Here is a 14,090-nt window from a genome sequence, read left to right on the forward strand (position 1 = left end):
GGCTTAATTTTAACTATATTTAAATTAACTGAAGACTTCTTGGTAATGATTTGTTAGCATTTGATATGTTAAAATTATTAAGAGCAGGCTTTATAAGTAAGCTTTTTGCTATTTTAGTTTTAAGCTTATTATTAACTAGTGGTGCTAAAGCTGGTTGTGATGATGCTCCAACTGATGGAGTTGATTATTCTAATTGTCAATTCTCAGAAGGCCAAGATTTAAGTAGAGCCTATATACCAAATTCTAATCTTTCTTTTATTAGCTTTATTAAAGTTACTTTTGATAAAGGAGTAATGATGAATGCAACACTATCTAATGGTAATTTTGTAGAATCTTCTTTTATTAGAACTAATTTATATGAAGCAAATCTTGAAGGTGGTATTTTTGAAAAAGCTAACTTTACAAGTGCCAATTTAACAAGAGTAAATTTCAAAGGTTCATCATTAATTGAGACAAACTTCAGTAACAGTAATCTTTTTGAAGCTGATTTAACTGGTGCTAATATTTTAAATGCCACCTTTGAAGGTGCCAATTTAAATAACGCAACTTGGATTGATGGAACTAAATGTTCTTTAGGTTCTATTGGTAAATGTAATAAATAAACAATTCTTACGAATTATTACTTTATTTTGCAGGTTTAATTTTCTGATTAATAACAAGTACAGCACCAATAATTAAAATAGGTAAGCCTATTATTAAGTCTTGCTGCCATTCTAAGTTTTCAAATACGGTTGAGATTAATAAAGCAAGTACTGGCATTACAACTCCTACATAACCAGCTCGTCCAGCTCCAACTTTCTCTAATAATCTTAAATAGAAGATAAAAGCGAATATTGAGCCAACTATTGATAAATAAGCAAGGGAAGCAATATAACTGAAGCTATATTCAAATAGTAATTCAGTACCTTTTATCTGAGTGATTAATAAAGTAACTAATGATCCATAAAGCATTGCATACGCAAGTGTTGGTATTAATGAAAAGTTATTATTTAAGTTTCTTTGGTGAACCATGTTACCTGTTGATGCACTAAATGTACCAAGCAATGCTAAAAATAATCCAACATGAGTTCCATTTGCTAAGCTAAAATTGAAAATTTCATCACTAAAGATGATTATAATTCCAATCATTCCAATAGTTGCACCAATTAAAGTTTTTAAAGAAGGTTTCTTTTTTAAAATAAAATCCTTCTCCTAAAATATTCATAATAACTACCGTTGAAAAGACAACCGCTGGAAATGCGCTTATTAAATAAGTGTTTGATAAATAAAAGAAAACGTAATTTAGAGAATAAAGACAAATACCGAAGAGTAAAAACCAAAGATGTTGATTTAAAGAAAACTTAAGATTTTTCTTCTTATAAATTAGATAAACAAAAATAATTATTGCAGCTATCAAAAATCTATAAAACACTGATACTAATGGATCAACGTAACCTAACTGAAATTTAATAACATACCAAGTAGGTGACCAGCAAAAGAGTGTGACAATAAATAAGATAAAATTGTTCATTAACAAACACTTATAATCAATCAATCTTAAAAAAATATAAGATTAATCTAACAATTTTAATATATAAATTTAATAGTTATGAAAAAAATACTTCTAATTTTAACTCTGTTTATATCATTAAGTAACCTTTCTTACTCAGACAATCATTATCCAATTACAAGAGATTCTGTATTAATGATCGCTAGAGGTAAAATTGCTTACCAAAATAATTGTGCGAGTTGCCATCAGGTTAATTTATCTGGAGCTGAAAATTGGAAGGGCGTTGATGAAGACGGACATCGTAAAGCACCCCCTTTAAATGGCACGGGTCACACTTGGCACCATGATGATGTAACACTACATAAAATTATTAAACATGGATTAGTTGGAATTATCAGTGATTATGATGGAAAAATGGGTGGGTTTAAAGATAACCTTAATGACAAAGATATAGATTCAGTTTTAGCTTATATTAAAAGTTTTTGGCCAGATGATTATTATCAACATCAAATAAATTTAAGTAAATAAATTATATGGCAACAGATACTTTTCATTGGGGATGCAAAGATAGCTGGAGAACTAGTGCGAAGAATACGATGTGGTGTGTTATCGGTTGTGCAATTGGAGACTTTGGAACCATATTATTTTTTCAGTTAAGTAAAATTCCTTTTCCAGTATTGGGGATTATGACTTTAGCAATCATTAATGGTTTACTCACTAGCATTATGCTTGAGACTTATATTTTAATGAAACAAAAATTTGATTTTATCAGTGCGTTAAAGACCGCTTGTGGCATGAGTTTTATCTCAATGGTTAGTATGGAAATTTCTATGAATGCTACAGATTATTTTTTAACTGGTGGAGCGATGTTAACTTGGTGGGTAGTGCCTATTATGTTAATAGTTGGTTTTTTAACACCTTGGCCTTATAATTACTGGAGACTTAAAAAATTCAATCAAGCGTGTCATTAAATATTGAAATGGTTACAACTTCTGAAATTATACTAGCAATTATTATCGTTGGCTTATCTGTTGTTATGCCTATCTATTATTATTACCAAAGAAAGAAAAACCCTAAGCAAGATAACAAACCTACAGATAACCCCGAGATAAAAAATTATATTGATAGAATTAATGAAATTACCCGTAAAAAACATAAATGAAAAAACGTTTATCAGGGTGTAGTGAGTGTGGAGATGATACTGCCATCTTAACACAAGTGAGTTCAGGACCAGAGGTTATTTTACTTTGTACAGATTGTTATAATCTTAAGCATTCAAATGAAACACAAAACCATATTAGTTATGAAGAAGAAAAAAACTAAAAAATTAAAGACTAAAAAACCAGCACCTAATTTCTATGGTCTTGGTAAATTTAACTATCTTATCTTTAAGTTTCTTTGCTCTAGGTTTAAGCTTAGATAATGAGTAGGGACAATAATTCAAAAGGGATAGTTTTAATACTGATCGCAATGAGCTTGTTTGCAATCCAAGACTCGTTAATTAAATATATTTTCGAGCAATCTGCTTTGTATGAGATCTTCTTTGGAAGGTATTTGATTGCAGCAACAGTGCTTTTTATTTATTTAAGTTTTAAAAGACAAAAAGTATCGCTTAAAACACATTATCCAGTATTAACTTTTGTAAGAGTGTTGTTACATTTTGTTGCTTTTTCAACGTTTTTTATCTCTATTACTTATATGCAACTAGCAACTGCTAATGCTTTATTCTTTTCTTGTCCTTTTTTCGTATCCATTTTTGCTAAATTTTTCTTAAAAGAATTTATTGGTATTAGAAGATGGTCCGCTATTGCCTTTGGTTTTTTTGGTGTATTAATCGTCTTAAATCCTGATTTTGAAAGTTTTGATTATAGAAATTTGTTACCAGTATTAAGTGCTTTATTTTATGCAGCATCAATGACTATTACTAAATACACATCTGATAAGGATGATGTAAACACCCAGTTATACTATTTTTATTTAATTGCTCTTGTTTTATGTGGCATTATTTATGTCTTTATGGGCAATGGTCAATTCAACAACACTGATTTTGATCCAACTACACAGTTTATATTTAGAGAGTGGTTTACAAACTTTGATTATACTTGGAAATTTATATTATTCTTTGGAGTAGCAGCATCTATTGGGTTCTTATGTATCTTTTCAGCTTATATCATTGCATCACCTTCAGTTGTCTCATTGTTTGAATATTCATTGATTATTATGTCAATGATCCCAGGTTATTTTCTATTTAATGAAATTCCATCTATTAGAACTTTGTTAGGGGTCATTTGTATAATTTCAGCGGGGGTTTATATTTACTTTAGAGAAGGTGTTAGAAAACAATACGTAGCATCTAAAATCCCCACTAGAAGATAAAATTTATAGAACAGAACAATTAAATTTTTCAATACTAATTTAGCTTAATTAACTAAAACCTAATATTTTAAATTGTAGTACAATCTTCCTATCATCTCTCTTACAAAAATACTGGTGCTACTTAATGCATCTGCTGAAGGTAGAAAACTCATAAAGGTAAGTTTTTGATGAGAATTTATAAAATCAACAGCAAACGGTATTACTTTTATATTAGATGCTTCAAAAACTTTTTTTGCTCTTGGCATATGAAAAGCAGAAGTTACCAATATAACCTTAACATCATTTGAGTTTAACAGTTTTTTAACAGATTTTGCTTCTTGATCAGTGTTTTGAACATTTTCAGTTAGTAAAATACTTTTTTTAGGTACTCCAAATTTTATAGCAAAATCTTTTAAATATTCTCCTTCTGGTATTCCTAAGGACCATGGAACTTGTCCTTTCGTTAAAATTAATAAAGAAGCTTTATTATTTTTAAATAAGTCTATGCCCGATAAAATTCTATCTACGCCATCATCAAATTCATATTTTAATTTATCATCAACTTTAATAGTTTTAAGCATTCCACTTAAAACAACGATTACGTCTGCATTATTTATAGCTGATGCATCTTGTAGAGTATAATCTTTCTCTAAATAGTTAATTAATTTATCTGAAATAATTGGCAATGAACAAAATATTAAAATGACAACTCCAAATAAAGTAATTTTTTTTGACTTAATGATTGTTCCTAAAATAATTAAAAAAAAAATTAAAAATAATGGACTAGCGATTAAAGGTAAAATTTTATGAAGATAAATCATTATTGTTTAAAACTATGAATGAAATTGATTAAATGCAAACTAAGATATGATAACAAAAATCTAGTTATAAGCACATTAAAATTCTTAAAGAAATTGAGTAAACCCCTTAATCTGTGTATTGTCTATGAATGGCTAAAGTTGCAAAAGATAAGTGGGATAAGGTAATTGAATATTTAACACATTCAGACAGTGATCTTGAGAAAGTATTAAACTTATTAAAGGGGTGTGACCAAGGGAATGCATCTAATTATGATGTTAATAGAGCGTCTTATTCATTAAATATTATTGCGATAGTTACACAAAAGCAACTTGATCCAGAAAATAAGGACAAGTCACTTACTCATATAATTAGACAGTGGGTTAAATCAAAAGACTTCATTCAATTTTATAATTTGATGAGAAAACAAGAAAATATTGCTTGGGATAAGAGTAAACTTGAAGATTACACCAAACAATTAAAGGACCTTTGGTACAGTAAATCACAATCTAAAAACAAAGAATATTTTAAAAAAATAGACGGATTTAATAAAACAGCTGGGGAAAATCTTATAGAAAAAGATAACAATGAAGAGCTAAGACCGAAAGCTAAAATAATTGAGAAAACCTTTGATAAAATAAAGCAAAATGAACGACGGTCTCGTACAAACGTTTCATAATACAAACTAGATATAATGATGGATCAGATATTACCCTTTGTTTATATGCTAGGGATACTCTTATTAGTACTCCCAGCTTTTCTACAATCTAATTCTAAATTAAAACAATTCTTAACTAATCTTACTATTTGGATTGTCATTATCCTTATAATTCTAACCATCATCTATTTCATTAAGTAGCAATCATTCCAGTACCTAGACACCTGATTTAAGGTTTGGTAGGGTTTGGCTATGAAACGAAATGGTTTTACTCTAATAGAACTTTTAGTCGTAGTAGCAATCATCGGTATCCTCGCTGCCGTAGGGGTTGTTGCTTACAGTGGATATACAGCAAGTGCTAAAGCAAACGCTGTTAAAACAATTGGTGCTCAAACAGCAAAATATATGCAAGCTGAAATTATAAAATGCACTTTAGATAGTTCAGCAGATGTTCTAGATGGTCAAGCCTGTAGTACGCTTACGACTAAAAATGCTGTAACAGCAATGCTCAGCAAAGCAGATAAGAGTCCCGTATTCAAAGACAAAAAAGTTTATAAATCTGGTACTAGTGCTGATTACGGTTATGTGGTATTGAACAAAAAGTCTACAACTGAAATAGAAATTTATACGTGTTGGAAATCTGGTTGTGGTGCAAACGATAGTAATACAGCTACTGTTACAAAAGAATAAAAAACTTTCAAATAAAGATTTAGGAAAATTAATTACTGAAGCAACTGTTTACTTAGAATGTCATATGACAGTAGCAAAATATAATAAATTGATAACAGAAGCCAACAATCGAAAAGCATTCTTTAGCGAGTATCAATAGCCATGCCTCAGGCTTCATTAATCTAGTTTACTATTAGCCAGTTCCATCACCTAGACATCTGATTTAAGGTTTGGTAGGGTTTGAATATACACCTATTAATTATAGTGGTTAGTAATTAACTATTTAAGGAGATTGAATTTAAATGAAACTGAACGGTATTTATACAGCTTTAATTACACCATTTAATGACGACTATTCAATCAATGAAAAAGCTTACGCCGAAGTTATCAATAAAATTATTGAAGAAGGTGTTCATGGAATTGTTGTGGCTGGATCTACTGGAGAAAACTACGCCCAAACCTTAGAGGAAAGACTTTATCTATTAAAACTGAGCTCAGAAATTATAGATAAGAGAGTAACCTTTATTGCTGGTACGGGTGGGGTAATTAGAACAGAAGACTCGATTTTAATTGCACAATCAGCAAAATCTAATGGTGCAGATGCTATAATGATATCATCACCACCTTACGCTGTACCAACCAGTAAAGAGAATGCGATTAATGCAATTGCAATTGAGCAATCAGTAAATCTTCCTGTTTTGCTTTATAATTATCCAGGTCGTACCTCAGTAAATATGGATGAAGAATTTTTAAACCTTGTTAGTCAATCAAAAAATTTTTCTGGAATAAAAGAAAGCTCAGGTGAAATGGATAGAATTGATTATCTAATTAAGAAATACCCAAACATAGCATTATGTTGTGGAATGGATGACCAAGCTTACGAATACTTTCAAGCGGGTGTTAAAAGCTGGGTTTGTGCTGGTAGTAACTTTTCAGCTACTGCTCACATTGCTTTATGGAAAGCATGTGCTGTTGAAAATGACTTTGATAAAGGCAAAAAGATTTGGGATGCTATGTTGCCGTTGATGAAAAATTTAGAGCAGGGAGGTAAATTTGTTCAATCAATAAAATATGGAGTTACAATAAAAGGAATTAACGCAGGTATACCTCGTCTGCCATTACAGCAATTAAATGAAATTGAAAAAAAAGAATTTGAAAATATCATTAACACTATGAATAATACCATTAAGGAAATTGGATAATGTCTAATACTCGAGTTGCAAAAAGATTGCCTCGGGATCCAGGACCTCCAGCTTGGCGAAGCATTATTCCAGAGCAACCCAGATATCCAAAATTAGAAAATAAGATTATAACTGATTGGCTTATAGTTGGTGGTGGCTTTGCAGGATTATCTGCTGCGAGGAGATTATGTCAAATCACAAACACAGATAAGATCGCATTAATAGAAGCCTCAGAAATTGCGGCTGGACCTGCGGGTAGAAATTCAGGTTTTATGATTGATCTACCTCATGAACTTGGCTCAGGTTCTTACCAAGATAAAATAGAAGTTGATCAAAAACATATTAAATTAAATAGACAGGCACTACAATTTGCTAAAGATGCTGCTGAAGAATATTCAATGCCTACTGAAGCGGTAGAACCCAGTGGACGTATTAATGGTGCTGTAAATATTAATGGTGAAAAGCATAACAAAGAATATGCTCAGCATTTAGATCAACTTGGTGAACAATATAAAAATTTATCATCTTTTGAGATGGAGAAAATTACTGGTTCAACTTTTTATAAAAGTGGGCTTTTTTTACCAGGCTGTCTTATGCTCCAACCGGCTCTTTATATAAGTAAATTGGCTAATGGTATTTCACAATCAAATGGAAATAAATTTTCAATCTATGAGCATAGCCCAGCAATAGAGATTAAAAAAAATAATGATAGTTGGGAAATAAAAACCCCAACAGGTTCAGTTATTGCAAAAAAAATTATTATGGCTGTAAACGGTCATGCTGAATCGTTTGGTTTTTTTGAAAAACGATTAATGCATGTGTTTACCTACGCATCTATGACTAAAAAACTAACTAAAGATCAACTAACAAAACTTGGAGGTGAAAAAAAATGGGGTGTTACTCCTTCAAATCCAATGGGATCAACGGTTAGAAAAATTACTGGGATTAATGGGGATAGAATTGTAATACGTAATCGTTGGACCTTTGATCCATCGATGGAAGTTTCAGAGCAAAGAGTAAGTAAATTTGGCAATGATCAAGATAAAAGCTTTAATGATAGATTTCCAATGTTGTTAGATGTTGAAATGGAATATAGATGGGCCGGACGGTTGTGTTTGTCATTAAACTCAGTGCCAGCTTTTGGTGAAGTAGATAAAAATATTTTTTCAGCATGTTGTCAAAATGGTATTGGTACTGCAAAAGGCACTTTAGCAGGAATTGGTGCAGTAGATTTAGCAACTAACACAGATTCAGCTATCGTTAATGATATGAAATCCTACGATGCACCAAAAAAATTGCCTCCTAAACCTATTTCTTACTTAGGGGCTAATGCTATTATTAAGTGGCGTGAACTTAAAGCTGGAAAAGAATTATAAAACATTCATAGCCACGCCTCAGTCTTCCTTAATCCTGTTTAGTATTAGCTAATTAAAGCAAATAGAACTCTCTGTTCAGGGTTTGTTAGTCTTGGATTATGAAAAAACTTTTAGGGATCGTGGTTCTGGGTTTAAATGATTGGAGAAATTTAAAAATATCTAAGATAGAAAAGGGTAGTCAGTATAACCTTTTTCATCACCACCATAGAAAGTAGCTCTATCGTATTTATTGAGCTCTGTCTTTTTAGCAATTCTTTCTGGAAGATCAGGGTTTGCAATAAACCATCTACCAAACATAATGGCGTCTGCTTTATTATCATTTAAAGCAACCTCAGCAGTTTCAGGTTTATAGCCTCCTGATGAAATAAACATTCCATTAAATTTAGCTCTGAATAAATCAGAAGTACAAATTGCTTTATCATTTACATTATCATCACCACCAGCAGTAGTTGCTCTTGGTTCGATCATGTTAATATAGACGATGCCTCTTTTATTAAATTCTTCAATTACTTGACCAAATAAATTCATAGGATCACTGTCGCTTACACCATTAAAAGTTCCATAAGGGGATAGACGAACACCCACCTGATCTTTACCCCAAACATCAATTACTACATCTAAGGCTTCAAGAGGAAATTTCATTCTATTGGCAACACTTCCACCATATTCATCGGTTCTTTGGTTACTACCATCTTGTAAAAATTGGTCTAATAAATATCCATTAGCCATATGAATCTCAACACCGTCAAAGTTTGCTTCTTTAGCATTTAGAGCCGCTTGCTTGAAATCATTAACAATGTCTTTTATCTCTGAAATCTCTAATGCTCTTGGAGTTAAAATTTCAGTAGGCTGCCAATCAGCAGTATAGGTTTCACTATTTTTTGCAGGTATTGCAGAAGGGGCAACGGGTAATTTTCCATCTACTTGATATGAAGTATGAGAAATTTTTCCTACATGTCAAAGTTGTAAGAAAATTTTTCCACTTTTATCATGAACTGCTTTAGTAACATTTTGCCATCCAGCAATTTGTTCTTTACTATGAATACCAGGTGTTGCAGGGTAACCCTGACCTTGTTGTGAAATTTGAGTAGCTTCTGATAAAATTAAACCAGCTGTTGCCCGTTGTGCGTAATACGTTGCGTTTAATTCTTGTGGAATATTTCCAGGTTGTCCAGCTCGCATTCTAGTTAACGGAGCCATAATAATTCTATTTTTTAATGTTAAGTTACCAAGTTTTAGTTCAGATAAAAGTTTCAAAGTTTATTCTTTTTAGTTAATGGTTTAGGCGTTATGTATCACATTCTCTTGTTTATTGTTGAATTGATTAAGCTAAAATTCTACTAAAGTTACTATCATAAGGGGCAAAAGGAATAACCTCTGCTTTAACTAATTTTCCAAATAAATCTAAATCCATTTTTGTACCAATTTCAGCTTTATCAATATTTATAAATGCATAAGCTAAATTTTGATTAACTCTATAACCCCATTCTCCAGAACTAATGGTGCCAACAACTTTGTCTCCATCCATTAAAGAAGCACCTCCAGGTGCTGGTGCGTGTTTACAATTAATATTAAGACAGACTAATTTTTTCTTTAAACCACTATCAAATCTTTTTTGAAGTGCTGCTTTACCGATGAAATTTTCTTTTTGTAAATTTGTAAATCGGTTCAGTCCTGTTTCAAATGGATCATATTCGGTAATTAAATCATGCTTCCAAGCTAAAAATCCTTTTTCCATTCTCATACTCTCAACAGCTCTTGCACCAAAAATTTGCATACCAAATTCCGTACCAGCTTTAGTCAATGACAGGTATGCAGCATAAAGAGATTCATTTGGAATATGAATTTCATAAGCCATTTCACCTGAAAAACTAACTGCCATGACAGTAGCTGGTGAAAAACCAATAAAACACTCTCTAACACTTAACCAGGAAAAAGCTTCTTTGCTCCAGTTCTCTCTACTGCAAGCAGAAATTACTTTTCGTGAATTAGGTCCTGCAATAATTAATATTGTTTGATTATTAGTTAAACTTTTAATGTTAACTTTTTCATCTTGTTTTATGTGTTGAGTTAACCAATCCATATCATGAAGTTCTGATGCTGCAGCTGATCCGTACCAAACTCTTTTAGGACCTCGTTCAGATTCAGGAATATTAGTAATTGTTGCTTCTCCCTTAATCATTCCAAGCTCATTAAGTAAATATCCTAAGCCAACACGACCTGGTTTGTGAGTGATCTTTCCACAAAACATTCGATCAATAAAACTATCAGTATCTTCACCTGTAATTTCAAACCTATTAAAACCATTTACTTCACAAATTCCAACATTGTTTTGAACGTTAGCAATCTCTTTACCAACAACACTAAAAGCTTCATCAAAATTAAAAGAATGTGTACATTTAAAATCTTTACTGGGTTTAATAAAATCAACTCGTTCCCAGCCATTAACAACTGTAAATTCTGCATTATTTTCAGTCATAATGGGTGTTAAGGATGTTGTTTTAGCAGATCGACCTGCTGGTCTATGTTCGTGTGGAAAATGAAATCTAAATTCATTTTGGTAATCTTCAATTGCTTTTAGAGAAGTAAGCTCAACATTGGTGTGTGAAGTAAATCTCGCAGGATCCAGACACCAAGTATCATAACACGCTTCACCATGAACAATTTGTTGTGCTAGTAACCATCCGTGTCCACCACCTTCACCAATACCTGCTCTTAGACCAATAATACAAAATGCATTTTCTTTACCAGGAATTTTACCAACCAACGGTGTGCCATCAATTGTGTAAGTGATTGGACCATTTACAATATTTCGTATTCCAACTTCTTTTAGAGCTGGCATTCTTGCAAAAGCACCCTCTAATACATCGGTTACCCTATCTAAATCATCAGGGCAAAGTGCATTTACAAAGTTTGGATCAATACCATCCATACCCCATGGTTTACAATCTTGTTCATAAAAACCAATTAGCAAACCATTTTTGTCTTGACGACAATAGTAATCAGAAATTGGACATCTTAAAAGAGGCATACGGTGACCAGCTTTTTCAATTGCAGGAATGTCTTCAGTTAAAAAATATTGGTGTTCCATAGAAGCTACGGGGTGATGCACGTTCATCATTTTTGCAACTTCGTTCACTCTATAGCCACCAGCATTAACGACGATATCACAATCAATAACACCCTTATGGGTCGTTACTTTCCAAGTCCCATCTTTATATTGATCTAAAGCAGTAACAGGTGTGTCCGTATAAACTTCTGCACCTGCATTTTTTGCTCTACCTGTTAATGCGTTACATAATTGGTAAGGATCAATGTTACCATCATGTGGATCCCACCAACCACCCAACAAATTATCAGTTGAGATTAACGGATGACGACGCTTACATTCTTCTGCATCGATGACTTCAAAATCAACACCCATACCTCTACCCATTGAAGTAAAATGTCGATAAGCATCCATTTGCTCTTCTGTATTTGCTAATCGAATACCACCGTCTGCATAATTATAATTAACTGGAAAGTTAGGATCGTTTGCTAAATCTCTATACAATTTTATTGAATGCTTTTTCAAACCAACCATTGTTTGGTTCATACCAAAATTAGTAACCTGTGCAGCTGAATGCCAGGTGGTACCACTTGTTAAATTGTTTCTTTCCAATAACACAACATCAGACCAACCTTCTTTAGTAAGATGGTATAGTGTAGAACATCCTGCTATACCTCCGCCTATTACTACAACCTTAGTTCTTGTTTTCATGAATTTAAATCCTAACAAATGTCTATGGAATTTACTATTTGAATTTGGAGATACTATAGAGATAAGCTAAAGTAATATAATGGCAGATCAGATATTACCCTATGTTTATATGCTGGGGATACTCTTATTAGTACTCCCAGCTTTTCTACAATCTAATTATAAATTAAAACAATTCTTAACTAATCTTACTATTTGGATTGTCATTATCCTTATAATTTTAACAGTTGTTTATTTTTTAAAAGATAGTTGAGTAACCTCTAACCCTGTAAATAAAGGCCGGCTTCCTGTATTAAAGTCCAGAGTTTGCGCCGGTTTTCTTCATTCATACTACCTCAAATCCTGTTTTATCTCTAAATGATCTAGTCTATGATCTAGTTTCTTGCTTAAATTAATGAGTCTGTATGCGATTTATTTTTAATAAAAGTTAAATAGTCCGCATAACTAGTGTAGGATAGTGCGAGCTAGTGTGTTCCTCTAACTCCGTAAATAAAGGTCAACTACCAATTAATTTTTTAATAAAAAGTAGTGTTTGTATTGCTAGAAATAGAGACGGTACATGAAGTTAACTGAAACTACCGTTAAGATAATAACCAGTAAGTATAGGGAAATATAATCTTTTGGCGTTAACATGACTTATAAATACTCTTATTGTTAGCTACTAGCTAGCTTCTTTTTAGGATCATAGAAAGGTTTCTCAGCAACTGTTGCTTTAATGATTTTGTCATTCATTTTAACATCAAGCACTGTACCAATTTCTGAATTGTTAATTGACACCATTGCAAGTGCAATGTTTTGTTTTAGTCTTGGTGAATAAACTGCAGAAGTAATTTTACCAACTTGCTGATTATCTTTTAAGATTTCCCAAAATGTAGTGTTAGGGCTTGTTAAAGGATCACAATCTAAGATCACTCCAACTTGTTTTCTTTTAATGCCATCAGTATTTATTTTTTGTAAAGCATCTTTTCCAATAAAATTTATATTGGTATCTAAATTAACAAGTCTTCCTAGATTTAGTTCATAAGGGTTCGTATTTATATCTGCATCTGCATGGTACGATAACATTCCACCTTCAATACGTCTAATCGATGATGTGTGACCTGGTTTTAATCCATGAGGTTTACCTGCTGCCATTATCTTTTCCAAAGTTTGTCACCCTTAGAGCCATCTCTTAAATATAATTCATAACCAAGCTCACTTGACCAACCGGTACGAGAGACTATTAAAGGAATACCGTCTAAATCTAATTCACGTAGCCAATAATATTTAAGATCATTAATACTTTCACCAAATAAAGCTTCCATAATTTTTCCAGAGTTTGGTCCTTGTAATTGAAGAGGGGAGACATCGGGTTCAATAATTTTAACATCAAGATTTGAGTTTACTGCAACCCCTTGTGCCCATAATAAAATATCACTATCTGCAAGGGATAACCAATAATGGTTTTCTTTTAGTCTTAATAAAACTGGATCATTTAAAATTCCACCTTCATTATTTACAATTAAAACATATTTACATTGACCGACTGAAAGTTTTGATAAATCCCTTGGTGTTAACAGTTGAATAAATTTTGTAGCATCGGGTCCTGTAATCTCTACTTGTCGTTCAACAGCAACATCACATAAAATCGCTTCATTAACTAAATTCCAAAAGTTTTGCTCAGGGGATCCAAAGTCACGAGGAATATACATGTGATTATAAACTGAAAAACCAGTTGCACCCCATTTAACAGTTGAGTTAAAGTAAGGAGACTTTCTAATCTGAGTTCCAAAACCGAAGTTTTTCTTATCTTCCATTCTTAAAATCT

General features: G+C 32.1%; 14 protein-coding genes and 2 pseudogenes. 10 read left to right on the plus strand and 6 right to left on the minus strand.

The genetic code is table 11. From position 1 onward, the window contains the following. The first annotated feature begins 65 nt into the window (after positions 1–65). Positions 66–602 carry a pentapeptide repeat-containing protein gene (locus ABXT58_RS02560; protein ID WP_415304502.1) on the plus strand — a complete coding sequence of 179 codons (537 nt, stop codon included), beginning with the start codon at positions 66–68 and terminating at the stop codon, positions 600–602. Positions 603–624: 22 nt separating this feature from the next. Here the strand turns inward: ABXT58_RS02560 and ABXT58_RS02565 are convergent, their stop codons facing one another. Both ABXT58_RS02565 and ABXT58_RS02570 read right to left on the minus strand, forming a co-directional pair. Continuing rightward, positions 625–1,128 carry an EamA family transporter gene (locus ABXT58_RS02565; protein WP_415304504.1) on the minus strand — a complete coding sequence of 168 codons (504 nt, stop codon included), beginning with the start codon at positions 1,126–1,128 and terminating at the stop codon, positions 625–627. After that, on the minus strand, positions 1,103–1,510 hold the full coding sequence (locus ABXT58_RS02570) for a DMT family transporter (protein WP_415304505.1): 408 nt from the start codon (positions 1,508–1,510) through the stop codon (positions 1,103–1,105). Before ABXT58_RS02570 ends, ABXT58_RS02565 begins: the two co-directional genes overlap by 26 nt. A gap of 78 nt (positions 1,511–1,588) precedes the next feature. Between ABXT58_RS02570 and ABXT58_RS02575 the strand changes: the two genes are divergently transcribed. The 5 genes from ABXT58_RS02575 to ABXT58_RS02595 all read left to right on the plus strand — a co-directional run bounded on the left by ABXT58_RS02575 (position 1,589) and on the right by ABXT58_RS02595 (position 3,865). Next, the gene (locus ABXT58_RS02575) at positions 1,589–2,017 is read left to right on the plus strand and encodes a c-type cytochrome (RefSeq protein ID WP_415304507.1); all 429 of its coding nucleotides are present in this window, start codon (positions 1,589–1,591) and stop codon (positions 2,015–2,017) included. A gap of 5 nt (positions 2,018–2,022) precedes the next feature. Further along, on the plus strand, positions 2,023–2,460 hold the full coding sequence (locus tag ABXT58_RS02580) for a DUF4396 domain-containing protein (RefSeq protein ID WP_415304509.1): 438 nt from the start codon (positions 2,023–2,025) through the stop codon (positions 2,458–2,460). Beyond that, positions 2,451–2,651: a hypothetical protein gene (locus tag ABXT58_RS02585; protein ID WP_415304511.1), complete on the plus strand. Its 201-nt coding sequence runs from the start codon at positions 2,451–2,453 to the stop codon at positions 2,649–2,651. Before ABXT58_RS02580 ends, ABXT58_RS02585 begins: the two co-directional genes overlap by 10 nt. After that, positions 2,648–2,812: a hypothetical protein gene (locus ABXT58_RS02590; protein WP_271564921.1), complete on the plus strand. Its 165-nt coding sequence runs from the start codon at positions 2,648–2,650 to the stop codon at positions 2,810–2,812. Before ABXT58_RS02585 ends, ABXT58_RS02590 begins: the two co-directional genes overlap by 4 nt. Positions 2,813–2,911: 99 nt before the next feature. Then, complete coding sequence (locus ABXT58_RS02595; RefSeq protein WP_415304513.1) at positions 2,912–3,865, plus strand: DMT family transporter; 954 nt, start codon at positions 2,912–2,914, stop codon at positions 3,863–3,865. A gap of 59 nt (positions 3,866–3,924) precedes the next feature. On the opposite strand, the gene ABXT58_RS02600 is transcribed toward ABXT58_RS02595, so the two are convergent. Then, the gene (locus tag ABXT58_RS02600; protein WP_415304514.1) at positions 3,925–4,665 is read right to left on the minus strand and encodes a YdcF family protein; all 741 of its coding nucleotides are present in this window, start codon (positions 4,663–4,665) and stop codon (positions 3,925–3,927) included. Between the two features lie 128 nt (positions 4,666–4,793). Here ABXT58_RS02600 and ABXT58_RS02605 point away from each other — a divergent pair, with 128 nt between their 5' ends. From ABXT58_RS02605 to ABXT58_RS02620, 4 genes are all read left to right on the plus strand, one after another. Beyond that, a complete protein-coding gene (locus ABXT58_RS02605) occupies positions 4,794–5,321 on the plus strand; it encodes a hypothetical protein (protein WP_415304516.1) in 528 nt (175 codons plus the stop codon). Positions 5,322–5,552: 231 nt separating this feature from the next. After that, a complete protein-coding gene (locus ABXT58_RS02610; RefSeq protein ID WP_415304518.1) occupies positions 5,553–5,990 on the plus strand; it encodes a type IV pilin protein in 438 nt (145 codons plus the stop codon). 281 nt (positions 5,991–6,271) lie between these two features. Further along, complete coding sequence (locus tag ABXT58_RS02615; protein ID WP_415304519.1) at positions 6,272–7,171, plus strand: dihydrodipicolinate synthase family protein; 900 nt, start codon at positions 6,272–6,274, stop codon at positions 7,169–7,171. Next, positions 7,171–8,526 carry an NAD(P)/FAD-dependent oxidoreductase gene (locus ABXT58_RS02620; protein ID WP_415304521.1) on the plus strand — a complete coding sequence of 452 codons (1,356 nt, stop codon included), beginning with the start codon at positions 7,171–7,173 and terminating at the stop codon, positions 8,524–8,526. Before ABXT58_RS02615 ends, ABXT58_RS02620 begins: the two co-directional genes overlap by 1 nt. Before the next feature lie 159 nt (positions 8,527–8,685). Here ABXT58_RS02620 and ABXT58_RS02625 read toward each other — a convergent pair. The 3 genes and pseudogenes from ABXT58_RS02625 to ABXT58_RS02635 form a co-directional block, all read right to left on the minus strand. Continuing rightward, positions 8,686–9,783, minus strand: a pseudogene (locus tag ABXT58_RS02625) (alkene reductase). Between the two features lie 67 nt (positions 9,784–9,850). Beyond that, positions 9,851–12,286, minus strand: a complete 2,436-nt coding sequence (locus tag ABXT58_RS02630) for a GcvT family protein (RefSeq protein WP_415304523.1) — start codon at positions 12,284–12,286, stop codon at positions 9,851–9,853. A gap of 651 nt (positions 12,287–12,937) precedes the next feature. Then, positions 12,938–14,079: pseudogene (locus ABXT58_RS02635) on the minus strand (glycine cleavage T C-terminal barrel domain-containing protein). Positions 14,080–14,090 lie beyond the last annotated feature (11 nt).

The organism is Candidatus Pelagibacter sp. Uisw_090 (assembly GCF_047717845.1).
Taxonomy (GTDB): Bacteria; Pseudomonadota; Alphaproteobacteria; order Pelagibacterales; family Pelagibacteraceae; genus Pelagibacter.